We start from the raw sequence: 25,824 nt of genomic DNA, 5'->3' as shown, positions 1-25,824 counted from the left end.
AGATACCTCAATATCATATCGACTCAGATGGTCAATGCGATCTTCCTGGCCTTCCCGTCAAAAGCCCGATGGCTTCGACCGTCCCCCTTCTGTTGCGTCATCCGCCATCGCCGGGGCGATGCGCCAGCCGCCGTCCTGCGCGTTCGATAGGATGATTCTGCGCAGCAGGGCGGCAATTTGCTGGCCGCTTATCGCGTCGGCGCGCTGGGCGGCCGTTGCGATGATCAATGGGCGGACGAGTGGCGGCGGGCCGACGTGCCATGCTCTCAGCGTGCCCGCGACCAGTTCCGATCGGACCGCAGACCGGGGAAGGATGGTGAGCGCGGCCCCCTGCCGCACCAGTGCAATCGTCGCATCGAGCGAGTCGAACTCGAGCATGAGATCCAGCGTGACGCCATTGGCCGCCGCATGGTCGTCGATCATCTTGCGTAGCCCATGTTGCGGCGTTGGCAGCACGAGGGGAAATCCGACCAGATCGGCGATCGGCACCGTCGCGCCGACGGGAAAAGGCACTTCCTTGCCGCCGCTGAGAATCGATAGAGGCTCTTCAGCTATGAGGTTCGAGCGCAGGGAGCCGCCCGCCGGCATATGGTACAGGATCGCGGCGTCTATCCGGCCGGCCTGAAGCCATTCCAGCAATGTGCCGCTGAACGCTTCGGCAATGCGCAGACGCAATCCGGGATAATGAATCTGGACATGCTGGACCAGGGGCAGGGTCAGCAATCGCCCGATGGTCGGCGACAGGCCGATCGTGGCTTCGCCGGACAGGCGCTCGCCCAGGCCCCGGATCCGGCGGCTCACCCTGTCGGCTTCTTCCAGCAGCAGGCGCGCCTCGTCGAGCAGGGCGTTGCCCGCGGGCGTCGGGACGACGCCCCGGCCGGTACGCAGGAAGAGCTTTGTTCCCAGCTCGCGTTCGAGCGCCTGCATCTGGCGGCTGAGCGCCGGCTGGGCAACATGAAGAATGGCGCTGGCCGCAGACACGCTTCCGCTTTCCGCGATCTGCCGGAAGTGACGCAACTGTCGAAGGTCCATGCCGCTGTATAGGTTTCGCGAGCTATGCTTTCAATGCATATCCGATAGGCTGAATGGGAAGTGGACCCTTTCGCAGCAATCGGAAAAGAATGATCCCGACAGAAGGGATTGAGATGAGTCACGAACAGGAAAGCTTTCCCGAAATCCGCGAGGCGGTCCGGCGGCTGTGCGCGGATTTTCCAGGAGAATATTGGCAGCATCTCGATCGCGACCGGGCGTATCCGGCCGAATTCGTGAATGCTCTGACGACGGCCGGCTTTCTTTCCGTCTTGATACCTGAAGAATATGGCGGGTCCGGTATGGGGTTGCAGGCCGCCACGGCGGTCCTGGAGGAAATTCACCGCTCCGGATGCAATGGCGGCGCTTGCCATGCCCAGATGTACACGATGGGAACGGTCCTGAAACATGGGTCCGAGGCGCAGAAGCAGGCCTATCTCCCCAAGGTCGCGTCGGGCGAGCTGAGACTGCAGGCCTTTGGCGTGACCGAGCCCACGGCGGGGACCGACACGACCCGCATTCGCACCTTCGCAAAGAGGGTGGGCGACAAATATGTTGTGAACGGACAGAAAATCTGGATTAGTCGCGCCGAGCATTCCGACCTCATGGTCCTGCTCTGTCGAACCACCCCTCGTGACGAATGCGCCAAGCCGTCGGACGGCATCAGCGTGTTGCTGGTCGACATGCGCGATGCGATCGGCAAGGGGCTGACGATTCGTCCTGTCCGCACGATGCTGAACCACGCCACGACAGAGCTTTTCTTCGACGATCTCGAAGTGCCGGTGGAAAACCTGATCGGTAATGAAGGCAATGGGTTCCGGTACATATTGTCCGGCATGAATGCCGAGAGAATCCTGATCGCAAGCGAGTGCATCGGCGACGGGCGCTTCTTTATCGATCGCGCGTCTGCCTATGCCAGGGACCGGGAGGTGTTCGGACGTCCGATCGGCCAAAATCAGGGCATTCAGTTCCCGATCGCGCGCGCTTATGTGCAATTGACCGCCGCTGCTGAAATGGTCGACAAGGCGGCCCGGATGTTCGACGAGGGGCTGGATTGCGGCACCGAGGCGAATATGGCCAAGATGCTGGCGTCAGAGGCCAGCTGGTACGCCGCCGACATGTGCATCCAGACCCATGGCGGATTTGGTTTCGCCGAGGAGTATGATGTCGAGCGTAAATTCCGTGAGACGCGGCTCTATCAGGTGGCGCCGATCAGCACCAACCTGATCCTCAGCCATGTCGCCACCCATGTCCTCGATCTGCCGAAAAGTTTCTGATGAAGCCCTCGGGCCTCCTGGTTGTGTCGCTCGAGCAGGTGGTGGCGCCGTGTCCATCCCCGCATCCGCCGTTTCCTGAGACGCTGACGGCGCGCCGCGTGCCGGAACTCGACGAACATGGCCCCAGTCTCAGAAGGGAGTTTGCCTGACCGCTTCCAGACAGGATACCAGGGCGGAAACCATTCGACGCGGCATCCTCGACCTTTTCGAAGCCGCCGCCGGGAACCGGGCGCAGGTCATCGCCAGCGGCATGGGCGCTGCGCAAAATGGAAGGAGAGGGCGCAATGACCGAATGGGATGGTTGGGTAGGACGGGAAGAGCGCCGCGAAGACCGGGTGGATACTTCGCTCGTCGCCCGCTGGTGCGCGACGTTCAACCGGCCCGCCGCGCAAGAAGGCTTTGCGCCGCAGGGCCTGCACTGGTGCCTGTGCGTGCCCGATGCGCCCACCGCCGGTCTGGCGCAGGACGGACATCCCCGGCGCGACACTTCGGCTGACAGCTTTCTCCCGCCGATCCCGCTTCCGCGCCGGATGTGGGCATCGAGCGCGGTCGAGTTTCTGCGTCCCCTCCCCATCGGGGAAAATGTCGAGCGGGTCTCACAGGTGAAGTCGATCAAGCCCAAGCAGGGCAGCACGGGACCGTTAGTGTTCCTTGAAGTCGAACATGAGACGAGGTTTGGCGGCGAGATTGGCGTGCGCGAGGTGCAGACGATCGTCTATCGGGATGCTTCGGCCGCTGGTGCGCCGCCTGCTCCGCCGCTGCCCGGCGCGGATGCCTTCGATCCCGCGCCATGGGGAACTGTTCACACGATCACCCCGGGCGAGACGCTTCTGTTCCGCTATTCCGCCCTGACCTTCAACAGTCACCGAATCCACTACGACCTCCCTTATGCAAGGGGGGAGGAAGGCTATCGCGGATTGGTTGTCCACGGGCCGCTGATGGCGAGCTTCCTGCTGGATCTGGCGCGCCGTGAACTGGGCGAACAGGCGCTGGCGACCTTCGCCTTTCGTGGAGTTGCCCCGGCCTTTGGCGGCGAGGTGCTCCACCTTGCGCTACGTTCGGCGGGTACCGGGCATGAGCTTGGCGCCTTCGCCCGTGACGGGCGCCAGGTGATGAGCGCCACCGCCACTGTGAGGGCCTGACTGAACGGATCGTCAGAAAGCTGAAAGGGGCATTCGCCGTGGACGAACAGGGCGAGACAATGGGCGAACTTATCGTCGTAAGCAAGGACGCGCCGTTACAGTTGCGGTACAAGCGCAGCGATCCCGAAATTTTCGATCAGTGCCTGGCGGACGCGATACTCTATCGGACGGTATTTTGATCTGACAATACAATCCCAGAACAGTATAATCGCCAGCGATCTTTTGTACCTGGTTGAAGTCGATAGGGTTCCGTCTCACGGCCGCGTCCAACGTAATTGAAGTTATTGATGCAGCAATCGTTCCTGTTTTGAGAGGATGATGGCTAAAGCTGCACCGAGATCTGGCCGATCGGAGCCTTCGATCTGGAAGCTTTTTGAAAAGCGAGGGTTTCGCATTGGAAAGGATGCTGCATGTCTGACGATTTTTTCCCGGTTCCTGCGGAATGGGCGACATCTGCCCTGTTCGACCGGGATGGGCGCGCGGCGGATTATGCGCGGTCGATCGGGGATACCGACGCCTATTGGCTGGAGCAGGCCAGGCGGCTCGACTGGGTGAATTTTCCCACGAAAACCGATGAGAGCAGCTTTGCCGAGGCCGATTTCGGGGTGAAATGGTTTGCCGACGGCGTGCTGAACGTCAGCGTCAACTGCATCGATCGGCATCTGGCCAAGCGCGGCGACCAGACCGCGATCATCTGGGAACCCGACGCGCCGGACGCCGAGCCGCGCCGCTACACCTATGCCCAGGTGCATGAAGAGGTTTGCCGCTTCGCCAATGTGCTGAAGGGCGCGGGCGCGAAGAAGGGCGACCGCATCACCGTCTACATGCCGATGATTCCGGAGGCCGCCTTCGCCCTGCTCGCCTGCGCGCGGATCGGGGCGATCCACTCGGTGGTGTTTGGTGGCTTCTCGCCCGAAGCGCTGGCGGGGCGGATCGTCGATTGCGATTCGACTTTGGTGATCACCGCCGACGAGGGCCGCCGCGCAGGCAGACAAGTGCCGCTCAAGGCCAATGTCGACGCGGCACTGAAGCTGTGCACCAGCGTCCGCAAGGTCATCGTCGTCCAGGCGACCGGCGGGGCTATCGCCATGACCGAGGGCCGCGACCTGTGGCTGCATGAGGAGGCGGCCAAGGTGTCGGCGGATTGCGCGCCCGAGCCGATGCAGGCGGAAGATCCGCTGTTCATCCTCTACACATCGGGTTCGACGGGAAAGCCCAAGGGCGTGCTGCACAGCACCGGGGGCTATCTGCTCTGGGCCAGCCTGACGCATGAGCTGTGTTTCGACTACCGGCCCGGCGACATCTATTGGTGCGCGGCGGACATCGGCTGGGTCACGGGGCACAGCTATATCGTCTACGGCCCGCTGGCGAACGGGGCGACGACGCTGATGTATGAGGGCGTGCCCAATTACCCGACGCCCAGCCGCATCTGGGAAGTGGTCGACCGGCATCAGGTGCAGACCATCTTCACCGCCCCCACGGCGCTGCGCGCGCTGATGAAGGAGGGGGACGAGTTCGTCCACTCGACCAGCCGCCAGTCGCTGCGCCTGCTGGGCACGGTGGGCGAGCCGATCAATCCGGAGGCCTGGCGCTGGTATCATCATGTCGTGGGCGAGGATCGCTGCCCGATCATCGATACCTGGTGGCAGACCGAGACGGGCGGAGCGATGATCGCGCCGATGCCGGGCGCGACGGACCTCAAGCCCGGTTCCGCCACGCTGCCGATGCCCGGCGTCGTGCCGCAGATCGTCGATGCGGAGGGCCATGTGCTGGACGGCGCGGCCGAAGGCAATCTGGTCATCGCGCAGAGCTGGCCGGGGCAGATGCGCACTGTCTGGGGCGATCATGAGCGCTTCTTCCAGACCTATTTCACCACCTTCCCCGGCAAATATACGACCGGCGACGGGGCGCGGCGGGACGCGGACGGCTATTATTGGATCACCGGGCGCGTCGATGACGTGATCAACGTGTCGGGCCACCGCATGGGCACGGCCGAGGTCGAAAGCGCGCTGGTGCTGCATGAGGCGGTGGCCGAGGCGGCGGTCGTCGGTTTTCCGCACGACATCAAGGGACAGGGCATCTACGCCTATGTGACGCTGAACAGCGGGAAGGAAGCGAGCGAGGAACTGCGCAAGACGCTGATCAAATGGGTGCGGACCGAGATCGGGCCGATCGCGACGCCCGACGTGATCCAGTTCGCGCCCGGCCTGCCCAAGACCCGCTCCGGCAAGATCATGCGCCGCATCCTGCGCAAGATCGCGGAAGGGGAGGTCTCGCCCCAGGCGCTGGGGGACATTAGTACACTTGCCGATCCCTCGGTTGTGGATAATCTGGTCGCCAACCGTCAGGGGTAAGGTTGGGTTAAGGGCCAGGGACCTCAAATAGATCGGCCCCAGTCGAAGGCACCTGCCCTCAACACGCTAAACGAGTCTTTGCCTTTGCGTGTTCGAAGAAAGCGAGCAATGGAATGAGATCAAAGCTGTTTGTGGGTTTCTAATATTGATTGGGCGAGTTAAGATGGTTGCCTGCTCCCGCAACCAAAAAAACCCGGCCACACGCCGGGTTTTTTGTTTTACCCTCGCTGACCGGAAACGCGCTCTCCGACGCGCCGGCAGGGGCACCCGGCACTCCCGCGATCGCCGCCTGCTGCAAGCCGCTTCGCAATCCTCCTGCAGTGCATGATACATTCTCGTCCAACTGCTCGCGATAATGATGCCCCATGTTTGGATGCAGGAGCGCCGGCGGCTCGTTGGCAGCCGCCAGAGTTTTTTCCAATTCCCTCTTCCAAGCCTCCATGGCCACAATTCGGATGTTGATCTTATCGGCAGCACCGCCTTTGAGGATCAGCTTCACCCGCATATCGAGATCCAGGTCGATCTTTTTTATCTCGGCCTTAGCGGTCTCGATCGACGATCCCCCTCCAGGACAGTCAGGTCAAGCACGGTTTCGTCGGCCGACCTTAACTGTCTGGGATGCTTGCGCTTGTTCATGCTCACCTCTTCCGAGCCGTAGCGCAAGAGTCAAAAAAATTCACCGGCCCGATCGCAAATATTTCGCGATGGGAGGGTTTATGATCCTGAGGCAAGGGAAGAAGAGTCTCGCAGCGCCCCTTGCCCTTCACCCGCAAGGTTCCAGAATCCCAATCGATGTCCCCAAGGCGCATCTCCCAAATGTCGCCCGCGCGCAGTCCGAGGCGCGCCAGGAGGAGCAGAATCGCACGATCGCGAATGCCCCGTCTGGTTCTCAGGTCACAGGAAGCGACGATCCGGTCGACCTGATCAGGCGACAGATAGCGTGGCAATGATGAGAGTCGCCATTGTGGAATGCGCGGTACTGCGTGTTCAAGGCCAGGACGACACAGGTCAGCGGCGGCCAGAAAACGCAAGTATCCGCGCAGAGCGGTGATCATCGTCTTGGTGTACGCTACAGAGCAGCGCTGGGCCTCATTTAGAATAACCATTCTGATCTCCGCTGGGTTGTATGCATGTGGGTCTGATCCCAGCGAAGGGAGCAGTCGCATTATCATCCTTCCGTGCCGCACGGCCGTTCGGTCGCGAATGCCTCGATGGCGCATGAGCCACTCCTGGAAATCACGAACCAAGGGATCGACGGGGCTGGCAATCGCTTCAGCCAGCGGCGCGACGACACCGCGTCCGGCGAGAAACACGACAAAACGATGAACGCGGCTCAGATAGCTGGTCAAGTGCGGCACGGCGCGTCGATAACCCCCGCAACGACAACGGTGCTTGGCGAACCGGCCAAGAGCGTCGTCTCCCACTTCACTGAGCTCGACGTTCTCGATTACAAGCCAAGCGGCAAAATGACGAGCGCAATCGATGTAACATCGGATGGTCAGCGGCGTGTGCCTCGGCGAACCGAGCTCGTCAGCGAACACAGCGACCCACGGCGTCAACTCACCGGCATCCATGATCCTTGGTGCCGTGGTCGGTCTCTCATTGATGTTCATGACTTCTCTCCCGTGCGCCGGATCGGCGCTTGGGAAGTCTAGATTATGCTGAGTTCCTGCCCGCACAGATCTCTCATCAGCATGTATTTATTAAGTAAAATTAGCCTGGCCGCCCAGGACTCCACATAATCCCACGCGCCGCATAACGCCGCATGTCCGTGTGCCCCGTTGCGATCCATATCCGAACGCCGGAAGGAACTGGGATCACGGCTTGACCGACCGCAGCACTGCCGACACCAGCCCAGGTGATGCGCCAGCGGGAATGCGCACGATCGCCCGCTCAAACTCGACGGTGATCGCCGATCCGATCACTGGCACCGGATCGGCTTGCACCTGCACCTCGGCAAAGCCCTGCGCTGCCTGCCCCATCTGCCGTCGCCATCTGTAGATCTGGTTCGGCCGCAGATCGGCACGGCGGGCAATCTCCGCCACGTTCGCACCGGGCGCCGAAACCGCCGCGACCAGTTCGCGCTTCTGCTGGTCGCTCCATACCCGCCGCCGCTCCGGCCCCGAAATTACCGTGATCTGACTCATCGCACCGTCCTTAGTACCGGTGCAAACACCAGTGCTTGCACCGGTGCCATGTCAAAATATCAGCGGATCACCGCAAGGCGGCCCTCACCGGAGCGATACCGGCCAGCGCCTACCAAGGGCGTCAGGAGCGCGCGCGTTGATCCCGGTCATGCCCAGACCAGCGGGCCGAGAGTTTCACCGGTTCCCACAGGCGCGATCCCATCGCCGTCAGTGCTGCCCCGCCGCTGGCACTTAAAAACAACAGCGCGGCGAGCAGCAATTCTGTCGCGTTCATGTCTGCCGTCGGGTTTTCCATGACCAACCTGCGCAGCAGCCCGCCTTCAGGCCAGGCGGAGATGAGAAGTATCAGGCCCGCGATCCTCAGCCCGATCTTCGCCGCCAGATGTTCATACCAGCTCATATCGGCATCCTCCCTTGGAGAGGATGTTCATTTACGCATGCGGACATAGCTTCTCGAGAGCGAGAAAGGTTGGTTTCCGTTGAAAATGCATAGGATTTGGCGGAACTTTCCGGAATTCCTATGCGAACCTATGCCGATCGCATAAAGCTCCACATCCACCTGATCACGCGACGGGCGACCCATTGCCTCTGCCATCACGAGATGAAAGCGGCCACCCGCGGCATCCTCAATCATCAACACATCATCGACCGATCCCACGATCACGAAATGGTGATTGATGAGGGTTCGAAATGGGGCCGAGCATGGAAGGTGCTGCGGACATTTCCAGACCTGCCATCATCCTTTCGGGCAGGATCAATTGCCAATCGCGATCCCGCCGAAGTAACAGTTGATAGTCACGGCATCGCCGGACTTTTTAATGCAACCATGCCGAGGCAGAAAACCGCACATGGACGACATGACCAGCATCCAGGCCGATCCGTTCGCGGCGCTCAGCCAGCGTAACCACCCGCTACGCGCTTCGCTCTCGCGGGAAATGCATATTCGCGGCCTGCCCCGCTTCGATGCACCGGCTCTTGCTCTACAATTCGTGTTGCTGGTCGATGAACAGCAGGCCCATGAAACTATCGCCCTTCTTTACGAACGCTTTCCCATCCTCAAGACCGGCGACCGCTTTCTTTCCGTCCGGATCGACGATCTCCATTTTTCCTGGGAGCGTCACACCGAATATATGACATACAGTTTTCTTGCGCCAGTCGAAGGCGCGACGCTGTTCGACCTTACTCCTTTTGGCAATGTGCCGCACTGGATGGCGGAGATTCCCGGTCGCGTGATCCGTTCTACTCAGATCGCGATGGTCATGAACGAACCGCTACCCGCCGCCATCGCCGCGCATTTCGCCACCGATGACCTCATCATATCCGATGTCGCGGATGGCCATGCCCGCATCTGGAGCGACTTCCGCTTGCATGAGGACGGCTTTGGCCGGCTGCTTATCCATGACAAGGGTCTGCAAGGCGGTGAAAGCTCACAACTCGTCCAGCGGCTCCAGGAACTGGGCAATTACCGCAAGATAGCCCTGCTCGGTCTGCCCGAAGCGCAACAGGCGACGCCGCTGCTCACTGAGCTTGAGCAAAGGCTGACGGCCATCACCAGCCGCGTCGCGCAGAATGATACGGACGCTGATCAGGTGCTGGAGCAGCTTTCTGCACTGAGCACGGAACTGGCCGAAATCGTGGCGCGCACCCGCTACAGGATGAGCGCCACGCAGGCCTATGCGGAAATCTGTCGCGACCGTATCCGTCGCCTCGCCGTCGTGCCGGTTCGCGGCTACCGCTCACTCGATGATTTTACCGAGCGGCGGTTGCTCCCGGCCATGCGCACCTGCGACGCCTTCACCCGCCGCCTGGAAGATCTGGCGCAGCGCACCGCCTGGACCAGCGCCTTGCTGCGTACCCGGGTTGACACCGCTCTCGCCCGCCGCAACCGTGACCTGCTGGCATCCATGGATCGCCGGACTGCCCTCCAATTGCGGCTCCAGCATACGGTCGAAGGACTGTCGGTCGTGGCGATCAGCTATTACGCGCTCGGTCTCTGGCATCATTTGAAGGAGGCGTTGGAGCTGCAGGGGCTGCATTTGCCCGGTTGGGTCGATATCGCGCTGTTCCCGGTGACGATCATCACGGTTTTCTTGGGCATCGGCCAAATCCGGAAGGTCAAGCGGTTACCCGCAGATGGGCATTGAAAGTCAGCTCCAGGCCGCATCGTCCAGTCGCAACTTCACGCACCGCAATGAGCCCCGCCTCAGAAGGGGGTTGAGGCGGGGCCGTTGGGTTCCTCCAAGGGAGAGGAGCGCTGACCATGCACCTATGCGCGTGAGTTTGCTATTCATCAGGTGAAATAGGCCAAACGAATCTGATTCATTCATCGATCGACATAATCCCTCTGCGCCATAGTCTTCGCTTCCGGACGCGAGCATAATCCAGATTAGCTAATTCTCTCCGAATCAGTTCCGCATCAATGAACCTCGACGCGGACCTTTGTGCTGTTCCGCAAAAGAGCAACCATCACATGCACGTCCTTGACTTGGGATAATGATAATCCGGTCGCTACACTTCTTCCGGTGAACAGGAGATTGGCGATGAAGCACCTCAACCCATCACGCGTCGTCCTTCCGATGACAGCGGCTGCCACGGCGATTTTGACCGCTCTGCCCGCCTTGGCGACAAGTGGTTCGGGCTTTGCTCCCGCGCCTATAGTGACGGGGCATTACGGTTCACTCGATGTGAAGGCCGACAAGGTCGAGAAATGGGATTTGTTCCTGAAGACCAAGGCCGACTCTGATGTGGGCGCGGATCGTCTGACGGTTCAGCCGGGCGGCTATAGCGGATGGCACTCGCACCCCGCGCCGGTATTCATTACCGTCACCGAAGGCGAAATTCAGTGGTATGATGGTGGCAATCCCCTGTGCACCTGGCAAACCTATCATGCGGGCCAGTCGTTCATCGAGCAGGCATTTCGCATCCATCAGATCCGCAACGCCACGGGCAATATCGCAGAGTTTATCGGCATCCGCATATCGCCCGCCGGGGTAGGCTTCCGGATCGATGAAAATAAGCCGACTAACTGCCAATAATGTTCAGGCGACCGCGGGGCGATCTGCCTGACCGGAAGGATCACCTCCGGTCAGGCGGCTTCGATTCCCCGATGCTTTCCAAACCAGCTCAGCGCGTCACCAATGCGACGATCACCATGATGGCCAGCACGAGCGAGACGACTTGCCAGAAACGGACAGGGTCGCGTTCGATGAAGGGAAGCCCGCGCTGGTTGACGCGGGCGACCGCTGCGCCGCCCTCAAGGGCGCGCAAAAGTTCGATGACGTCACCGAACCTGTCGCTGGAATCGATGGCCACGCTGCGCGTCAGGATATTGTCCAGCCAGGCCGGCAATTCGGGTCTGTGCGTGCTGGGCGGGGCGGCCTTGCGAAAGCGCGGTCGGCTGAACGCCTCGATTTCGCCATAGGGATAGCGCCTGGCGAACAGGCGCCAGAGCGTGACGCCCAGCGCATATTGGTCGGTCCCTTCGTCGCCCGCATTTTTGGCGAACATTTCGGGGGCAAGATAGCTGAAGGTGCCGGGAACCTCCTTGCTCGCAAATTCCTCGATCCGGGGCAGGCGCGCGACGCCAAGATCGATGAGCTTCAGCCCGCCATCGCGCAGCAACAGGACATTGTCGGGCTTGATATCACGATGGATGATGTCGAGCCGGTGCAGGGCGGCCACGGCGCGGGTGAGCTTGATCGCGATGGCCAGCCCATCTTCGAGCGAGACAGGACGCGCAAGGCGCTTTTCGAGCGTCTCGCCGTCATAGAAGGGCTGGACGCCATAGAGTCGGGTCTGCCTGTCGGGAGGAACGGGGACGGCCGCAGCCACGAACGGGCTGGAGACACGGCTGCCCACCAGCATTTCGCGCGCGAAAGCCAGACGGGCGCCGCCTTCGGAAAGAAGGTTGGGTTTGGGGAATTTGACGACCATCTGTCCGCCCGACAGCGTGTCGGTCGCGCGGAACAGGCGGGCATAACGGCCATCCGACAGGAGGCTGTCGAGGCGGAAGCCGTCCACGCTATCCCCCTCTCGGGGTGGAGCGAGAATGGGCAATCGCGCAATGTCGCTGGCGACGCTGTCGTGGTCGATGGCGGGAAGGCTCACAACGTCCAGCACCACCGCGCTTGTATTGTCGGCGCTGCCCGCCGACAGGGCGGCATCGACGATCGCGATGGCGTCGGCCTCGGCGGAATTGCGGGCTCCCAGCAGTTTTTCCAGCCGCTTTGGCGACAGGCTGCCATGGACCCCGTCGCTGGTGAGCAGGAGCCGGTCATGCTCGGCCAGCACGATCTGGTGATGGTCCAGCCGGAGATGCTCCTCGATGCCGAGTGCGCGATAGAGGATATGCTTCTGGTCGGGATGAGACCGGCTATGATCCTCGGTCAAAAGGGTCAGGCGTCCCTCGCGATAGTGCCAGGCGCGGCTGTCACCTACATGGCAGAGATGGGCGCGACGGCCCTTGAGAATGAGCGCGGTGAAGGTCGTCGCGGCATGCGCCATCGTCTCCGTCCGTCCCATGGCGGCCAGCCAGCGGTTGAACGGCGCCATCACACGCTGGACCGCCGCGGGCGTGCCGATGGTGTCGGGCTGGTCGTAAAGTCCTTCGATCAGCGCGCGAATGGCCAACTCAGCAGCGATCCGTCCACCCCGCGCCCCGCCGACCCCATCGGCCAGGGCGGCGATCATGCCATGGCGGATGCGTTCGGTTTCCGTCGCGGCATAGATGCCGACAAAGTCCTGATTATCGGGTCTCGCGCCCTGCTCGGAGGCATGTCCCGCAGCAACCCGCAAGCGTCCTTCAGGCCTCATTCCGTCCACCCCCCTCATGCACATGCGCACGAAGGGAGCGGGGAAGATGGGGGTTCGTCAAGCCCTCCATCCGCAAAGTATGCAAACTTCTCTGGTCATCAAAGCGAAAAGTCAGCCGTCTCCCAGTGCGCTACAGCCTCAATTGCGCTGACGCATTTGCGGTCGGTTACGCCGTAATAGGCCATCCGCTGCCCGTATCAATCATCATCGTCATCATGATGGTGACGCCAATGCCGATCGTTATGGCGATACCACCGCCTGTCATAATAGCGCGGATAGCTGTCGTAATAATAGTAATTATATGACCGGTAATGCGGTCGGTAATATCGTTCGCGATAATAATAATCATCATCATCGTAATAATAGCGCGGCCGATCCGATGCGATGGCCGCGCCGATGGCCAAGCCGACAATTCCTGCGCTCAAGGCGAGCGCCGTATCATTGTCATAGTGACGCGAATAATAACGATGATGATCGCGTGCCTCCGCAGGCGTGACGCTGATTGGCATGGACGCTGCCAACATCAGCCCAAAGGCCGCGTTACGGAGCATTTTCATCTCCTGCCTCCTTATTCTTTGCCCTGTCCGCACCCGGCGGAAGGGGTAGAGCGTTTTCCAAGCGGATAGAATCAGCTGACTCGGAAAACGCGGCAAAACAAAGATCTAGAGCAGCCGATCCGATGCAAGCGGGTCGGATTCTGCTCTAGTCTGTCACTCAAGCATAGGTGCGCTGAACTCGATCTGAACCCGCTCCAGCAAAGAGGGGCGTGGTTCCATAACGGTTCCACCCCCCACATCCTCCCGCCATCAAAGGGAATTCAGACCATTGTGCCTGGATAATCCTGGTCAGCAATCGGAGTTGCGGTCGACTTCCCGGCCCAGCAAGGCGCCTGCGCCCGCACCGATAATGGTCCCCGGCGCCCGATCGCCATAGCGATCGACCGAACGTCCCAGCAATGCGCCTGCCGCACCGCCCAGCAGCAGCCCCGTCGTTCCGCTGCCGCCACAACGATAGTGGCGCTCACCACGATAATAGCGCCGTGGTTCGGCATAGCGGGGGCGCTGATAGTCCCGCTCCTCATAATAACTGCGGCGGTAATGCGGACGGTCATCGTCATCGTCATCGTCGCCGTCATCATGATATTCTTCGTACCGATACCAACTTCCCCGGCCGTCATGGGCATGGGCCAGAGATGGCAGGCCTGCCAGTATTGAAGCAGCCAGGGAAAGTGCCATTAGGGGTTTGCGCATCATTTTTCACCTCCTCCACAGACGGTTACGTCTCGACGAGCAGCGTTATTACCATCCGTCTCTGGCGTATTTCTGAACGGGGCAGTCAGCAATCGTTCAGCAACAGATCGCGTTTACGGCGCGTCATTGCCCAATCCTACGATCGCCTCTCACAATCATTATTGTCGCATATTGCATTGAAGGGCCGTCATTCTCGGAATAGGCCAGCATATCCGCGGCTTCGTCCGGCTGGCTGTGTGCCGCCGTGGGGCTTGCCGTCATGACCCTGTCCATGCAGGTTCATGCGATTGAAGCCAATCGCTCCGCCATCGCCGGTGCGGCGGACCGCCTTGATTATACGTCGAGACAGGTCGGCGCGTTTGCAAGACATCCCGCAAACTGTTGAGGTCGTGACGGAGGCCGTCATCCGCGACCAGCGCGATGCCGTTACAGAGTGGCGTAGATCTCGCTTCGCTGCAGACGGACGCCTGGCGGCGTGTGATCTGCTTTGAGAATGTCGCTCCCGCCGCTGACAATGCCGATGGGTTTCAGAATGGTTGTTGGATTTTATCCAGGCTGGCATAAAGAAGGTTCGCACGGAGTGGGGACGATTTGTGATGACGAATGGCGAACCATTTATTGATTACTACAAGATTTTGCAGGTCAGTCCGAACTGTGACGCGCGTGCGCTGGTGATCTGCCCCCTTCTGAGTGGCCCATCGACTATCATAGTCTGGACCACGAAGGAGGAATGGAATGGCACGGAAGCACAAGCCCGAGGAGATCATCGGCAAGCTGCGTGAAGCGGAAATCGTGCTGGCGCAGGGCGGGACGGTGGCCGACGCCTGCCGCCGGATCGGCGTCACGGAGCAGAGCTACTATCGCTGGCGCAAGGAGTACGGCGGCCTGAAGATGGACCAGGCGCGGCGGATGAAGGACCTGGAGCGGGAGAATGCGCGGCTTCGGCAGGCGGTATCGGACCTGACGCTTGACAAGCTGATCCTGCAGGAGGCCGCCAGGGGAAACTACTGAGCCCCGCGCGGCGACGGCGCTGTATCGATCACATCCGAGGGATGATGCGGGTGTCCGAGCGACGGGTCTGCCGTGTGCTTGGACAGCATCGATCGACACAGCGTAAGGCGTCGCGCGGGGCGGATGACGAAGTGGCTCTGACCGAGGACATCATCGCGCTTGCTCGGCAGTATGGCCGTTACGGCTATCGCCGGGTGACCGCCTTGCTGCGCGATGCCGGCTGGCATGTGAACAGGAAACGGGTCGAGCGCATCTGGCGGCGCGAGGGGCTCAAGGTGCCGCAAAAGCAGCCGAAGCGCGGCCGTCTCTGGCTCAATGACGGATCGTGTATCCGGCTGCGACCTGAGTATCCGGGGCACGTATGGTCGTACGACTTCGTCGAGGGTCGCACTCACGATGGCCGCAAGTTCCGCATCCTGTCGATCATCGACGAAGCCAGCCGGGAGTGCCTGGCCCTGCCGGTGGCACGGCGGCTCAGGAGCGAGGACGTGCTGGCGGCGCTGGCCGAGCTGTTCGTCACGCGGGGCCCGCCGGCACACATACGGTCGGACAATGGCCCTGAATTTATCGCCACAGCCGTCCAGCAGTGGTTGGCGAAGATCGGCGTGAAGACGCTCTATATCACACCCGGCAGCCCGTGGGAGAATGGCTACTGCGAGTCCTTCAACGGCTCGATGCGCGACGAGTTGCTCAACGGCGAGATCTTCTACACGCTGGCCGAAGCCCGTATCCTGATCGAAGCCTGGCGGCGGCACTACAATCCTGCTTCATAACACCCATCTGTCTATGTTGTTGAAGTAAATAGGCTTTGCTGATCGGGATGCGATCCCGTGGGGTATTTTGGGTTTTTCCGGGCGCGGTTTACGAGTTGATGGGCGGCAGATCCACCAAGTTCGGCCCGGCTGAATATCCATGGTCCTTCCGGTAGAGGATGGATGCCTTTGATCTCGCCGGCTTCCGCTGCGACCCGGAGCGTCTTCGGGGTCACGCCGATTTGGCGGGCCGCCTGGCTCAAGTTCAGCCATGAAACATCGCCATCGGTTCCTGCGCGGAAGACCGGAATCTTGTGATGCGACCTCAGCGCGGTGACCCGTTCACGCGTCCAGCGGTTGCCGTGCCCGGTCATCAGCCCGTTCCGGTTGAGGATCCCAGCGATCAGGTCGTCATTGGCGATGAGCACGAGTTGGCGCACGGCGACAATGACGTCGGCCGGGGTGCTGTTACGCTGTCCCTTGCGGCGCTTGGGCAGTCGTAACTCGGTATGGACGCCGCCCGCCCAATGGATCAGCAACACGATCTCGGATGCGTCGCCGTCGATGTCAGCGATTACCTCTTGGATGAGAGTGCGCACGATGCGCTTCTTCAAGCGCGCATCGGTCTGCGGGTCTTTCCAGACGGCTCTGAGATCGGCGGCAAGGCCGTCGATCTCCTTCAGGGACGTCGACGCTGGTTGCGGCATCGCGGCATCATGCGCGGCGATCCTGGCTTCCACTTCACTGACGCGCGTGAGTGCGCGGTTCCATCGGGCTTCCAGTTCCGCCGTTACCAACCGGTTCTGAGGATCGGCCGCATCGTATTGTCGGAAGGCCCGATCGGCTTCGTAACGGGCCGCTTCGAAATCGCGCATCAGCGCGTCGCGGACCTGATCGCGGCGACTGGCTGCTTGTGCTTCGGCTTCAACCGCGGCCGCAATCGCTCCGGGTTCGAGGACCGGAATGAGCGCCTGCTCGATCGCATCATCGACGCGTAATCCGCCGAATGCGATACAACGCGGCTCGCCATTGTCGAGCAGGCCCCGCCAGCAGGAATAGCGGGGAATATCATGCCTGGCACCGGTGTAACGCACGGTCAGCTTGCGGCCGCACCGCCGGCAACGGACGAGCCCGGCGAGCAGCGCATCGCCATGCTTGGGCGCCCCATGATGCCGACTAGTGGGAACATTGTCGCTCACCATCTTGCGGATAATCTCCGATCGCTCCCAACTGACATAGCCTTCGTGCGAACCAGGGATGAGCGCCAGCCACTCGTCCCGCGCCTTGCGGCGACTCTGCGATCGCATACCGCCGCCATTATATCCGGTGGCGGTGCGGCTTTTACCATAGGCATAGGCGCCACCGTAAATCGGGTTCTCGATCATCCGGTGAATGGTTGCGTAGTTCGGCTTGCGCCACTCGACATCGCCGTTGTTGCGCTTGGCGGGAAGGTCCAGCCCATGCTCGATAAACCAGAGCAGCGCTTGCCGTGCACTGCCGAGCTCGGCGACCTTGTCAAACACCAGGGCGATGGCTTCTTGGACCCGACGATCAGGATCCTTCTCGATCCGGTCGCCGACCTTCACGAAGCCGACCGGGGCCGCAACAATCAGCTCACCGCGCCGGGCCTTCTCGTAGCGGGCCGAGAGCGAACGCTGGCGCAGAAGATCCAGTTCATACTCATTGAGGCTGCCCTTCAGGCCAAGCAGCAGCCGGTCATTGCCTTGGCGCGGGGCGTACACAGTCTCTTGGTCGATCAGCACCGTATCGACGACCCGGCACATCTCGATAAGCTGTTGCCAGTCACGGCTGTTGCGGGCGAAGCGCGAAACTTCCCGTGCAGCGACTGCACCGACTTTGCCGAGGCAGACCTCGGCAACCATCCGGTCGAAACCAGCGCGTGTCACACCTCCTGCGGCTGATCGGCCAAGATCTTCGTCGACGGTCTCAATGCGAGACCACCCCAGAGTGACCAGGCGATCACGCATTGCGTATTGCAGAGCGCTGCTCTCCCGGTTGTGAAGGACCTGATGGGGGGAGGACTGCCGCACATACAGGATCGCCTTGCGTTCGAGATGCTGCGGGCCGATCTTCTCAAAGTTCATCGTACGTCTCCCGTGGTTCCGCGACGGGATCGCTGTCGATATGCTCGAGTAGCAGGCGTACGATCAGCGGCATCAACGCTTGGCGTGTCGGCGGCGGCAGGGTCTGCCATCGCGGAAGCTGCGCGATCCCGGAACCGCTGGGGCTGGAGAACAGATCGAGCTGCACTGTCATCGGCTTGCGTGCCATCAAGACCTCCCGAATACGAGTCGTGAGGGCTGAATGCTGCGCTCGAAACCGATGAAGCCGAAATCTTCTTGGCTGCCACCTGCAGGAGTCTGGACAGCGCGCTCAGCGCGCCGATATCCACGCGAGATGCAGCTTCAAGGCACGTCATGGTACAAACAGCGCGGTCAAACATCCACGCCGGAATCTCAAGCAAGCGATCGGACGTCGTACCTGTGAGGTTGCACCGAAAAACAATCCCCCCGGCGCGTTCCACGGCTTGATGCACGTGGATCGGCCGACCCCTCCAGGGGTGCCATTGATAGATAACTTCCCGGATATCGGTCCCGTGGGCGTTGCGTCGCCGTGTTGTACAACACCGTCAGGCCGCATAGCTCGCTGGGCTATCGACCACCGGCCCCGGAAACGGCGACGGCGCCATGGCCGCCCTCCGGTTCCGCTTCGCTCCACCTGCGGCCGGCCATGGCGCCGGAGGCGACAATGCACTAACAATCAACCCGGACCACTCGGTGGGGGCCGATCACTGGAAACTGCCTATCGCTTTCTTGCGAAGAAATACCACCCCGACCATGTGGAAACGGCTGACGTCACGAAATTCAATGAGGTGATCGAGGCGTATAAGGCGCTCAGAAATCCCGACCAGCGCGCTCAGTATGACCTTCTCTACACCGGCAAAACCGGGTTTATATTTTCTGCGAATGTTGAAGTCGATGACGAAAAAACTGCGAATGCTGACGCAGACGCGCATGCTAAAATCCTGTTATTTCTATATAAAAGGAGAAGGGAAAATGCTCAGGATGCCGGGGTTGGCCGATATTTCGTCCAGAAGATGTTGAACTGTTCGGATGAGCATTTTGAGTTTCATCTATGGTATCTAAAGTCGAAAAGTTTAATTGAAATCACCGAACAAGGAACTTTGGCGATCACCATTGAAGGCGTAGATCACGTGATCTCCATGTCTCAGACCATCATGCGAGAAAAATTGCTGATTGGACGAGTGATCGATACCTAGGATTGGGCAACTCTATCGAACGGCAGCTTTTTCATCGCACTCACCCAAAAAATGACGGACCACTCCCCGACCATCTTGCGGGGCGAGCATGGCGCTATGCCCAGCAGGGCGTGGTTGAGGTGGAGGAGCAGGTGTTCCCTGGCCATCCGGATGTTATGGACGCCGACCTTGCTGACGACTTCGGCACCATTCCTCGACTTGAGCTGATGAAACCTTTATTGCGCCGGATCGTCGATCCGAGCCGGCTGTATCCGATCCAATCCTGGCTGGAATATGCTGTCGAGGAAACTGGCGGCAAGGGTCGAGGGAAACGAACGACACAGGCCCGCCCGCCGTCGGTGGAGGCATGACGTCTTGTCCGAGAGCCGAATGTGGGAGATCTGCACATCCGGTTCGATAGCAGGGAATGGAAATGGACCGTCTGGCGAGCCCCGGAGGTGTGCCGCACGGTATCGCGCCACTTCCTGACACTACCGAGGTCGAAGAGGCGGCTTCACGGCATGTCCGATGTTGGCTCCCTTCCCTAAATTTCTCTTCCAAATGATCGGCTATGGCAATCGGCAAGCATCTATGGTCATTTACCGACGGAGGGGATGAGGTCATGCAGACGAGACTGACGGATACTGAGTTCGAAGCCTATCTGGCGCGGATTGGCATCCGGCGGCCGGAACGGCCCGATCTTGGAGCGTTGATCTCGATCCACCGTGCCCACTCCTATAGCTTCACCTGGGAAACGATCGACTGCTTCATGGGCTGGCCCTCCAGCATCGATCCCCAGGACGCCTTCGCCAAGATGATCGATCGCCGCCGGGGCGGCTGGTGCTATGAGATGAACGGCCTGCTTGGCGCGGCCTTGTCCGCCTGTGGCTTTGCCGTGACGCGGCTTTGCGGAGCGGTTCGCCGCGCGGAACTCGGCGATAACGTCATCGGCAATCATCTGACCCTCCGTGTAGATCTGGATGAGCCCTGGCTTGCGGAGGCAGGACTGGGCGACGCGCTTGTCGATCCCATTCCCCTGGCGATCGGATCGTCGACGCAACGCGGCTATGAATTTTCGATCGGGCAGGCGGACGGAAACTGGCTGCGTTTCCATAATCACCCTCATGGCGGGGCGCCGACCTTCGATTTCCAGGCGGACTATGCAGACGAGGCCGCTCTTGAAAATGCGCAGCGCTGGCTGCTCGAAAGCGAGGAGTCTCCGTTTGCCGGCAATCTCCTGCTGCAGCGCCATTTTCCCAACCGCATCGAAAGCATCCTTAACGGCATGTGGCGGACGACGACGCCTCAGGGTGTGGTCGAAAGGCCGATCGGAAGCGCACCGGAATTTGCGGCGCTGCTGGCTGGCATTTTCCAGATCGATGAGCCTCGGACAGACGCCATCTGGGAACATGTGCGGGAAATCACCGCATAGCGTCTATCGCAGAACGGGGCGCCAGTGTCTTTCGGTTGTCGTAGAAAAAGACAGGCGAGGTGATTTGGATGGGGCGTGCGCGAAACAGTCATCGCATGCGCCTCTTGCATTCATTGTCGAGGACCGTCGGCCTCGAAACTGTAGCGGGAGCGAGACTGACGGTCCCGCTCCCGTGGTTCATCAGGCTTTCACTGGTGCGGGTTCGGCCGCCTTGGCATCAGTGCCAAGGTGCGAGCCCGCAGCTTCAAGCGCAGCCTTCAACGTCTTGGGCTTGGATGCCGATTTTGCCTTGGGAGCGGCGCCAACCTTCTTTGCGGGCTTGGCCTTCGCAGCTTCTGCGGCTGGAGCAGGCTCGACCTTGGCATTGGCCTTATCCGCTTTTGGACCCGCTATTCCCAGACGCTTGCGCGCTTCGCCTTTCGCTGTGGCGGGTGCGGCGCTGGCACTGGTTAAACGGTTCGAGATAAGCGGGGCGGCCTTGGGGGTGGAATCCTTCGCTTTGGCGGCTTTCTTCACCGGCGCAGGTGCAGGGTTCGCAGCACCCTTCGGAGCGTCGGCCACGGCGGGGGCAGCCTTTGCAGCAGGGACAGCCGCAGCCTTCGCAGGCTTCTTCGCTGGAGCTGAGGCTGCTTTCTTGGGTGTCTTCGGGGCCGCCTCAGCAGGCTTGGCAGCGGCGACCGGCTTCTTGCCCAGGCCGATCTTTTCCGCGACGGCGCGCCGGGATTCCGAATAGCTCTGAGCCACCAGCGGATAGGTCTTCGGCAATTTATAGCGTTCGCGATATTGCTCAGGGGTGAGGTCGTTCGCCGCGAGATGGCGCTTCAAGGTCTTGTACGGCTTGCCGTCGATCAGGCTGATGATGTGATCGGGCGACGACAGGCTCTTGCGCACCGACACGGCGGGCGTGAAAGTCGGAGCAGCAGCTTCCTCTGCGGCGGCTGCCGGATTTTCCGTCAGCGCAGCGCGCGTCGTCTTGATCAAGTCCGCCAGGCTGTCGCTCGCGACGGAGTTGTTGGAAACAAAAGCACTGACAAGCTGGACGGTGAGAGCGGTGATGTCGGATTGATTAGCTTCGGCCATTTTGCGAACCCGTGGAGAGAGGAATGTTGGCGCTATTTGCGCGCTTCAACATCAAATGTAAATATTGCGATTTGGCTGCATCCCAAGATCAGATTGCCCGATGAAGCAATCAAATAAACTGGACCCGATGTTATGCCGCGTCGAATGGTAAGGCGTGGCAGAACCAAAGGGGCTATTAACGCCGTGTCCGCTACTGTCCGTGGCTTGATCGACCTGACCTCACGCGCTTCAGATGCAAAAGCTAAAGCTGCGGCACACGCAGCATAACAACGATGGTTCGGGTCTATAGAACCCGGCGCTAATCACTTGATGGCGGTACGGCCGTGTCGAGATGAATGTGCTTGGATAGGGCGGCCAGTTCTTTTGCCGTCTCGGAATCGCGATTGTCCTGAGCGCCACCGGCCGCTTCCTTGAGGGCGCCCATGATGCCTTGCACCTGTTGCCGGTTGATCGCCCCGGATTGAAACAGCGCACGGATTATCGCTCGAATTGCCAGCTCGGTTCCGCTGTCCATCGCTTGCCTCCATCAACTTCCGCCGACATGATCATAGCATCTTTTGATCGCTGGCGGATGTAAGGCGATAATGGCCGGCGCATATTTTCGCTCGCGTGGAAGGCAAAGCGGTGGCGTCCGTCTGGGCGCCGCCGCTCGTCCTCAACGCTTAGCAGCGCGAATTGCGATCGATGGCGCGGCCGGCCAGCGCTCCGGCGCCAGCGCCGATGATGGTGCCCGGTGCGCGGTCGCCTCGCGTATCGACGGCGCGGCCCAGAAGCGCGCCGGCTACGCCGCCGAGCAGCAGGCCGGTGGTCCCGCCCGACTTGCGGCAGCGATAACCGCGATCATCGCGATAGCCGCGATAGTCGCGGCGATCAGAATAGCGAACCCGCTCATGGCGATCATAGCGGCTCCAGCCACGATCGCCGTCATGGGCGAACGAAGTCGCCGGCACGGCAGCCGAGAGGGTGGCGGCGGCAAGAGCGATGCCGAGAATGGATTTGCGAATGGTCATAACGGGTTGTCTAATCGCATTTCATTCGTCAAGGCGGTTTGGAAACAGAGGATCGTCCCGCGCAGATGTTTGCAGCGCGACGGTCAATCTATCGTATCAATTGTCTCAGTCTGTCGTTTGTTTGCGCGAGGATAATCGTATGCCGGGAGCAGGGTTGTCTTCGCGGTCGGCATGGAGCCGCCGCATCATGGGTCTTCGCGAGCGAGGCCTTCCTATGTCTCCTACGCAGTCTCTAGCGAGCTGCAGCCAGTATGAGCGGAATGGCCTGACCCACGTCCCCGGCAGGGACGCCTCGACGCGTCAGCTGACGACGCGCTGAGAGTGGTAGCCTGGCAGGCTCCCGTTATGCGGAGGCGCCGGCCGATGTGTTGAAGACTTCTCCCGTTTTGAGCATGCTATGCATGATGACCGCGAGTTTGCGCGCTACGGCGACAGCAGCGCACTTGAAGCCCAACCGTTCACACAAGCCGAGCCCCCAATCTTTCAGGCTGCTTTCACTCCTGGTTCGGGTAAGGAGCGCTACTGCCGCTTCATAGAGCAGCCCGCGCAGATAATTGTCGCCTCTTTTCGAAATGTGACCATTTCGATCGACCTCACCAGACTGATAGCGGCGTGTGGTAAGACCTAGCCATGCCCCCACTGAACGCGACTTACCGAAGTTATCAGGGTCTTCAATGGCAACGAGATAGGAGACGGCCGTGGCAGAACCGACACCCGGGATCGTCATCAATAGCTGTGCCTCGCGGCTTTTTCTCGCCATGGCCAGTAAATAACGAGTCAGAACGGCAGCTTGCTTGCGGATGTCGCGCCATGCTTCGAGCAGGGGCAATATGATCCTCGCCAGGCCATCTTCCTTCTCCAAAAGTTCCCGAACATGTCCCTCGAACACGCGGCCGCCGCCCTTGGGGACGATGAGACCAAATGTCTTCATGACGCCACGAATCTGATTGCCAAGCTTGGTCGAGATGCGAATGAGTTGCTCGCGCGCGCCTGCGAGCGTGCGGGTTAGCATGGCGTCAAAGGACTTTACGCGGACTTCCTTGTAAAATCCCGCCTCGGCTAGCTGAGCCAGGCCATCGGCGTCGTTGGCATCAGTTTTATTGAGCGTTTCATCCAATATCTTCTGCGCGTGGCGCGCTTCAATGCAGATCGCGGGGACCCCTTCGGCCGTCAACGCGTGAAAGAACCATGTCGATAATGGCCCTGTCTCGAACACCACTCGTCGGGCGGACGGGGCATGCTTGCGGATCGCCTCTGCCAAAATCTTCGGATCCGAAGGAGCTTTGCCGCGCCAAATCCGCTTTCCGTCCTGCCGGATCGAGATCGCGGTATCTTTCAATGAAACATCGAGGCCGATATACTGATCCATGGTTGCTCTCCGTGCGATGTTTGGGCCCGGTCCAAAATCGTGAGCCCGTTTCTCCATCTTATCGGGGGGCAACCACCCTGTCGTCCCGCGCTTGCTGCTCAAGGGGATGGGCGACTCGCTCCGCGATTACCCCATGTCTCCTCAAATCTTTGTGTTGCCTGGCCTTATTCCACCTCGCGCATGGGCCCAGGCTGAACCGCTTTGTTATCAAAGGTTAAGCTGACCGTGCTTTGCGAGGTCTCTCTGCTTTCTCCCTCACCATAGCATTGCTTTCTTGCCTGTCCGGCGCAGGCGGGTCATAGGCTTTGGAAATGAACGACGAAACAGATGCGATTATCGCTCGCGTGGTCGAGCGGATTCCGCTGTACCTGCGCAACAATCTGGCCTCGAAGGATGCCGGTGTTCGCAAGGAGGCCGAGGAGGCGCTTGCGGCGATGATCTCAAGCGCGCTGGCGAATGGAACCGCCGAAACTTCCGAGGATTAAGGCGCCATCGACTTTTCTGGAACTTTGACGATGCGAGCGGTGCCGGACACCGGGACAATCTCCATCGCGATCGTGGCGTCGTTGCTGCTCATGTCGGCCAACTCCGCCGCGGCGCATCCGGCGGATTTCATGCAGGTAAAATGCGCGCAGGGGCGAAGCTTTTTCCTTCGGATCGAAAAAAAACAGGCCATCATCCGGTCGGGCGCTGTGCAGATGCGGCTCGATCGGCGCATTTCCGCGCTGGGGCAGCAATTTGAGAGCGAAGCTGCGACCTTGATCATCGACGGCGATTTCGTGGCCTTCGTTCCCAAGGGTGATCCGAGCTGGCGCGACTGTCGCATCGAAGCGGCAACGGAGGCTTCGCCGCATCCCTGAAGGATGAGCAATGAGCAACGGGATCAATCCGTTATGGAATGGCTTCGAGCTTGAAATCATCTGGGAGAGGCATAAGTTCAAAAGCGTCACTCTTCCCTTTCGAGTGACTCTCCCTGAACCTTCCCCGCGTGGAGCCTGGCTCCGGCGGGGCATCTTTTATCCCTGACCAGCCCTGTGTCCGGCCTCAAGCTGCTTGCGAAAGCAGCGGCGACCTGTCGGCCTCCAGCAAGCCTGCCCTGCGGCCCTGTATCTGGTCAAGATAGGCAAAGATGGAGACGATGGCCGGCGTGGCGGTTGCGCTGTCCTGCCGCTTGGTGTCGAGCGTGCCGCCGTTCATCAGCGCTTCGAGCGCATCCCGCCCGCGCGCGACGCGGCTTTTGATCGTGCCGATCGCTGTCCCCATAATATCGGCCGCTTCGTCATAGGAGAAGCCGCCCGCACCCACCAGGATCAGAGCCTCGCGTTGGGATTCGGGCAGTTGCGCCAGCGCGCGCGTCAGATCGCGCAGCTCGACGCACATATGCTGGGCCGCTGGCGCCGCCAGCAAGCGGTCGGCCACAAGCTCATCCCAATCGCCGGTAAAGCGGCGGCGGCGCATCTGGCTGAAATAATGGTTGCGCAGGATTGTGAAGGTCCAGGCACGAAAATTGGTGTCGGCCCAGAAGCGACTGCGTGCGGCCCATGCCTTGAGCATGGTTTCCTGGACGAGGTCGTCGGCGGTATCGCGATCGCCGCATAGGCCACGGGCGAAGGCACGCAATTGGGGGATGATGCCAGCCAGCTTTTCCTTGAAATCCCCGTCCGAGAGGGTGGTTCGCGTTTCAGTCGATCCGCAATCTTCCATGTCGTTCACCTCTCTCATCAACGGGAGAAGAACATTTCGGATCAGTATCGGTTCCGCTTTTCTAAAATTGTGCGCCGGACCTCATTATATACGGGTCGATTTGGTTCTGACTCATGATTGATGCGATTGGCTGATTTTCCAAGGAGGATCAGCATCATATCGCGTCAATTGCGTG

At 60.6% G+C, this 25,824-nt stretch carries 27 protein-coding genes and 2 pseudogenes; 14 read left to right on the top strand and 15 right to left on the bottom strand.

The window, feature by feature from the left end; genetic code table 11:
- Positions 1–57 precede the first annotated feature (57 nt).
- The gene (locus K426_RS23215) at positions 58–981 is read right to left on the bottom strand and encodes a LysR family transcriptional regulator (protein ID WP_237230083.1); all 924 of its coding nucleotides are present in this window, start codon (positions 979–981) and stop codon (positions 58–60) included.
- A gap of 164 nt (positions 982–1,145) precedes the next feature.
- On the opposite strand from K426_RS23215, the gene K426_RS23210 reads away from it, so the two are divergent.
- The 4 genes from K426_RS23210 to acs all read left to right on the top strand — a co-directional run bounded on the left by K426_RS23210 (position 1,146) and on the right by acs (position 5,802).
- The gene (locus K426_RS23210) at positions 1,146–2,306 is read left to right on the top strand and encodes an acyl-CoA dehydrogenase family protein (protein ID WP_066563881.1); all 1,161 of its coding nucleotides are present in this window, start codon (positions 1,146–1,148) and stop codon (positions 2,304–2,306) included.
- Positions 2,307–2,590: 284 nt separating this feature from the next.
- Entirely contained in the window at positions 2,591–3,448 is an 858-nt protein-coding gene (locus K426_RS23205; protein ID WP_066563879.1) for an FAS1-like dehydratase domain-containing protein, read from the top strand.
- Between the two features lie 38 nt (positions 3,449–3,486).
- Positions 3,487–3,627, top strand: a complete 141-nt coding sequence (locus tag K426_RS31890; protein WP_158511772.1) for a hypothetical protein — start codon at positions 3,487–3,489, stop codon at positions 3,625–3,627.
- Positions 3,628–3,858: 231 nt separating this feature from the next.
- The gene (acs, locus tag K426_RS23200) at positions 3,859–5,802 is read left to right on the top strand and encodes an acetate--CoA ligase (RefSeq protein WP_066562810.1); all 1,944 of its coding nucleotides are present in this window, start codon (positions 3,859–3,861) and stop codon (positions 5,800–5,802) included.
- Between the two features lie 139 nt (positions 5,803–5,941).
- Here acs and K426_RS23195 read toward each other — a convergent pair whose 3' ends face one another.
- The 4 genes from K426_RS23195 to K426_RS23175 form a co-directional block, all read right to left on the bottom strand.
- A complete protein-coding gene (locus tag K426_RS23195; protein WP_066562806.1) occupies positions 5,942–6,307 on the bottom strand; it encodes a hypothetical protein in 366 nt (121 codons plus the stop codon).
- A gap of 133 nt (positions 6,308–6,440) precedes the next feature.
- The gene (locus tag K426_RS30550) at positions 6,441–7,415 is read right to left on the bottom strand and encodes a tyrosine-type recombinase/integrase (protein ID WP_082749037.1); all 975 of its coding nucleotides are present in this window, start codon (positions 7,413–7,415) and stop codon (positions 6,441–6,443) included.
- A gap of 204 nt (positions 7,416–7,619) precedes the next feature.
- Positions 7,620–7,949 (bottom strand): transposase, encoded by a 330-nt coding sequence (locus tag K426_RS23180; protein WP_066552878.1) that lies wholly within the window; start codon positions 7,947–7,949, stop codon positions 7,620–7,622.
- 121 nt (positions 7,950–8,070) lie between these two features.
- Positions 8,071–8,349 carry a hypothetical protein gene (locus tag K426_RS23175; protein ID WP_066562800.1) on the bottom strand — a complete coding sequence of 93 codons (279 nt, stop codon included), beginning with the start codon at positions 8,347–8,349 and terminating at the stop codon, positions 8,071–8,073.
- Positions 8,350–8,469: 120 nt separating this feature from the next.
- On the opposite strand from K426_RS23175, the gene K426_RS31520 reads away from it, so the two are divergent.
- The 3 genes from K426_RS31520 (at position 8,470) to K426_RS23160 (ending at position 10,984) form a co-directional block, all read left to right on the top strand.
- Positions 8,470–8,853, top strand: coding sequence for a hypothetical protein (locus tag K426_RS31520; protein ID WP_145907651.1), 384 nt, complete (start codon positions 8,470–8,472; stop codon positions 8,851–8,853).
- Positions 8,798–10,093, top strand: a complete 1,296-nt coding sequence (locus tag K426_RS23165; protein WP_066562796.1) for a DUF3422 domain-containing protein — start codon at positions 8,798–8,800, stop codon at positions 10,091–10,093. Before K426_RS31520 ends, K426_RS23165 begins: the two co-directional genes overlap by 56 nt.
- Positions 10,094–10,390: 297 nt before the next feature.
- Entirely contained in the window at positions 10,391–10,984 is a 594-nt protein-coding gene (locus tag K426_RS23160) for a cupin domain-containing protein (protein WP_145907632.1), read from the top strand.
- Between the two features lie 88 nt (positions 10,985–11,072).
- Here K426_RS23160 and K426_RS23155 read toward each other — a convergent pair whose 3' ends face one another.
- The 3 genes from K426_RS23155 to K426_RS23145 form a co-directional block, all read right to left on the bottom strand.
- Positions 11,073–12,761, bottom strand: a complete 1,689-nt coding sequence (locus K426_RS23155; protein WP_066562792.1) for a bifunctional protein-serine/threonine kinase/phosphatase — start codon at positions 12,759–12,761, stop codon at positions 11,073–11,075.
- A 197-nt stretch (positions 12,762–12,958) separates the two neighbouring features.
- Entirely contained in the window at positions 12,959–13,318 is a 360-nt protein-coding gene (locus K426_RS23150) for a hypothetical protein (RefSeq protein ID WP_197672814.1), read from the bottom strand.
- Positions 13,319–13,606: 288 nt separating this feature from the next.
- Positions 13,607–14,014, bottom strand: coding sequence for a glycine zipper 2TM domain-containing protein (locus K426_RS23145; RefSeq protein WP_335339806.1), 408 nt, complete (start codon positions 14,012–14,014; stop codon positions 13,607–13,609).
- A 732-nt stretch (positions 14,015–14,746) separates the two neighbouring features.
- Here K426_RS23145 and K426_RS23135 point away from each other — a divergent pair.
- Positions 14,747–15,783 (top strand): annotated as a pseudogene (locus K426_RS23135) (IS3 family transposase); the annotation flags it as partial.
- 23 nt (positions 15,784–15,806) lie between these two features.
- Here the strand turns inward: K426_RS23135 and K426_RS23130 are convergent.
- Together K426_RS23130 and K426_RS23125 are read right to left on the bottom strand one after the other, a co-directional pair.
- Positions 15,807–17,879: a recombinase family protein gene (locus K426_RS23130; RefSeq protein ID WP_066562785.1), complete on the bottom strand. Its 2,073-nt coding sequence runs from the start codon at positions 17,877–17,879 to the stop codon at positions 15,807–15,809.
- Complete coding sequence (locus K426_RS23125) at positions 17,869–18,066, bottom strand: hypothetical protein (protein WP_066562783.1); 198 nt, start codon at positions 18,064–18,066, stop codon at positions 17,869–17,871. The genes K426_RS23130 and K426_RS23125 overlap by 11 nt, the downstream gene beginning before the upstream one ends.
- Positions 18,067–18,414: 348 nt before the next feature.
- On the opposite strand from K426_RS23125, the pseudogene K426_RS31885 reads away from it, so the two are divergent.
- The 4 genes and pseudogenes from K426_RS31885 to K426_RS23110 form a co-directional block, all read left to right on the top strand.
- Positions 18,415–18,552 (top strand): annotated as a pseudogene (locus K426_RS31885) (integrase catalytic subunit); the annotation flags it as partial.
- 115 nt (positions 18,553–18,667) lie between these two features.
- Positions 18,668–19,075, top strand: coding sequence for a hypothetical protein (locus K426_RS32010; protein WP_162492914.1), 408 nt, complete (start codon positions 18,668–18,670; stop codon positions 19,073–19,075).
- 2 nt (positions 19,076–19,077) lie between these two features.
- A complete protein-coding gene (locus K426_RS31515; protein WP_145907626.1) occupies positions 19,078–19,425 on the top strand; it encodes a hypothetical protein in 348 nt (115 codons plus the stop codon).
- Positions 19,426–19,676: 251 nt separating this feature from the next.
- Positions 19,677–20,486 carry an arylamine N-acetyltransferase family protein gene (locus K426_RS23110; RefSeq protein ID WP_066563873.1) on the top strand — a complete coding sequence of 270 codons (810 nt, stop codon included), beginning with the start codon at positions 19,677–19,679 and terminating at the stop codon, positions 20,484–20,486.
- A gap of 180 nt (positions 20,487–20,666) precedes the next feature.
- Here the strand turns inward: K426_RS23110 and K426_RS23105 are convergent, their stop codons facing one another.
- The 4 genes from K426_RS23105 to K426_RS23090 form a co-directional block, all read right to left on the bottom strand.
- A complete protein-coding gene (locus tag K426_RS23105; protein ID WP_066562776.1) occupies positions 20,667–21,566 on the bottom strand; it encodes a MucR family transcriptional regulator in 900 nt (299 codons plus the stop codon).
- Between the two features lie 298 nt (positions 21,567–21,864).
- Positions 21,865–22,080: a hypothetical protein gene (locus K426_RS23100; protein ID WP_066562775.1), complete on the bottom strand. Its 216-nt coding sequence runs from the start codon at positions 22,078–22,080 to the stop codon at positions 21,865–21,867.
- A 148-nt stretch (positions 22,081–22,228) separates the two neighbouring features.
- On the bottom strand, positions 22,229–22,576 hold the full coding sequence (locus K426_RS23095) for a glycine zipper 2TM domain-containing protein (protein ID WP_066562773.1): 348 nt from the start codon (positions 22,574–22,576) through the stop codon (positions 22,229–22,231).
- 343 nt (positions 22,577–22,919) lie between these two features.
- The gene (locus K426_RS23090) at positions 22,920–23,945 is read right to left on the bottom strand and encodes an IS110 family transposase (RefSeq protein WP_066562771.1); all 1,026 of its coding nucleotides are present in this window, start codon (positions 23,943–23,945) and stop codon (positions 22,920–22,922) included.
- 311 nt (positions 23,946–24,256) lie between these two features.
- On the opposite strand from K426_RS23090, the gene K426_RS32225 reads away from it, so the two are divergent.
- Positions 24,257–24,430, top strand: a complete 174-nt coding sequence (locus tag K426_RS32225) for a hypothetical protein (protein WP_197672813.1) — start codon at positions 24,257–24,259, stop codon at positions 24,428–24,430.
- Positions 24,431–24,460: 30 nt separating this feature from the next.
- The gene (locus tag K426_RS23085; RefSeq protein ID WP_066562770.1) at positions 24,461–24,805 is read left to right on the top strand and encodes a hypothetical protein; all 345 of its coding nucleotides are present in this window, start codon (positions 24,461–24,463) and stop codon (positions 24,803–24,805) included.
- A gap of 184 nt (positions 24,806–24,989) precedes the next feature.
- Here K426_RS23085 and K426_RS23080 read toward each other — a convergent pair whose 3' ends face one another.
- A complete protein-coding gene (locus K426_RS23080; protein ID WP_066562769.1) occupies positions 24,990–25,649 on the bottom strand; it encodes a sigma-70 family RNA polymerase sigma factor in 660 nt (219 codons plus the stop codon).
- Between the last annotated feature and the right edge of the window lie 175 nt (positions 25,650–25,824).

Source organism: Sphingobium sp. TKS (genome assembly GCF_001563265.1).
In the GTDB taxonomy this organism is placed as follows: domain Bacteria; phylum Pseudomonadota; class Alphaproteobacteria; order Sphingomonadales; family Sphingomonadaceae; genus Sphingobium.
This window is presented reverse-complemented; position numbering and strand designations above follow the sequence as displayed.

Coding starts and splice junctions, on each gene's coding strand:
- K426_RS23165 (WP_066562796.1), top strand. CDS start 8,798: ATGGACGACATGACCAGCATCCAGGCCGATCCGTTCGCGGCGCTCAGC.
- K426_RS23095 (WP_066562773.1), bottom strand. CDS start 22,576: ATGACCATTCGCAAATCCATTCTCGGCATCGCTCTTGCCGCCGCCACC.
- K426_RS23175 (WP_066562800.1), bottom strand. CDS start 8,349: ATGAGCTGGTATGAACATCTGGCGGCGAAGATCGGGCTGAGGATCGCG.
- K426_RS23195 (WP_066562806.1), bottom strand. CDS start 6,307: ATGCGGGTGAAGCTGATCCTCAAAGGCGGTGCTGCCGATAAGATCAAC.
- K426_RS23180 (WP_066552878.1), bottom strand. CDS start 7,949: ATGAGTCAGATCACGGTAATTTCGGGGCCGGAGCGGCGGCGGGTATGG.
- K426_RS30550 (WP_082749037.1), bottom strand. CDS start 7,415: ATGAACATCAATGAGAGACCGACCACGGCACCAAGGATCATGGATGCC.
- K426_RS23125 (WP_066562783.1), bottom strand. CDS start 18,066: ATGGCACGCAAGCCGATGACAGTGCAGCTCGATCTGTTCTCCAGCCCC.
- K426_RS23100 (WP_066562775.1), bottom strand. CDS start 22,080: ATGGACAGCGGAACCGAGCTGGCAATTCGAGCGATAATCCGTGCGCTG.
- K426_RS23085 (WP_066562770.1), top strand. CDS start 24,461: ATGCGAGCGGTGCCGGACACCGGGACAATCTCCATCGCGATCGTGGCG.
- acs (WP_066562810.1), top strand. CDS start 3,859: ATGTCTGACGATTTTTTCCCGGTTCCTGCGGAATGGGCGACATCTGCC.
- K426_RS31520 (WP_145907651.1), top strand. CDS start 8,470: ATGCGAACCTATGCCGATCGCATAAAGCTCCACATCCACCTGATCACG.
- K426_RS23110 (WP_066563873.1), top strand. CDS start 19,677: ATGCAGACGAGACTGACGGATACTGAGTTCGAAGCCTATCTGGCGCGG.
- K426_RS23080 (WP_066562769.1), bottom strand. CDS start 25,649: ATGGAAGATTGCGGATCGACTGAAACGCGAACCACCCTCTCGGACGGG.
- K426_RS23145 (WP_335339806.1), bottom strand. CDS start 14,014: ATGATGCGCAAACCCCTAATGGCACTTTCCCTGGCTGCTTCAATACTG.
- K426_RS23130 (WP_066562785.1), bottom strand. CDS start 17,879: ATGAACTTTGAGAAGATCGGCCCGCAGCATCTCGAACGCAAGGCGATC.
- K426_RS23210 (WP_066563881.1), top strand. CDS start 1,146: ATGAGTCACGAACAGGAAAGCTTTCCCGAAATCCGCGAGGCGGTCCGG.
- K426_RS23155 (WP_066562792.1), bottom strand. CDS start 12,761: ATGAGGCCTGAAGGACGCTTGCGGGTTGCTGCGGGACATGCCTCCGAG.
- K426_RS32225 (WP_197672813.1), top strand. CDS start 24,257: ATGAACGACGAAACAGATGCGATTATCGCTCGCGTGGTCGAGCGGATT.
- K426_RS23150 (WP_197672814.1), bottom strand. CDS start 13,318: ATGAAAATGCTCCGTAACGCGGCCTTTGGGCTGATGTTGGCAGCGTCC.
- K426_RS23205 (WP_066563879.1), top strand. CDS start 2,591: ATGACCGAATGGGATGGTTGGGTAGGACGGGAAGAGCGCCGCGAAGAC.
- K426_RS23105 (WP_066562776.1), bottom strand. CDS start 21,566: ATGGCCGAAGCTAATCAATCCGACATCACCGCTCTCACCGTCCAGCTT.
- K426_RS23090 (WP_066562771.1), bottom strand. CDS start 23,945: ATGGATCAGTATATCGGCCTCGATGTTTCATTGAAAGATACCGCGATC.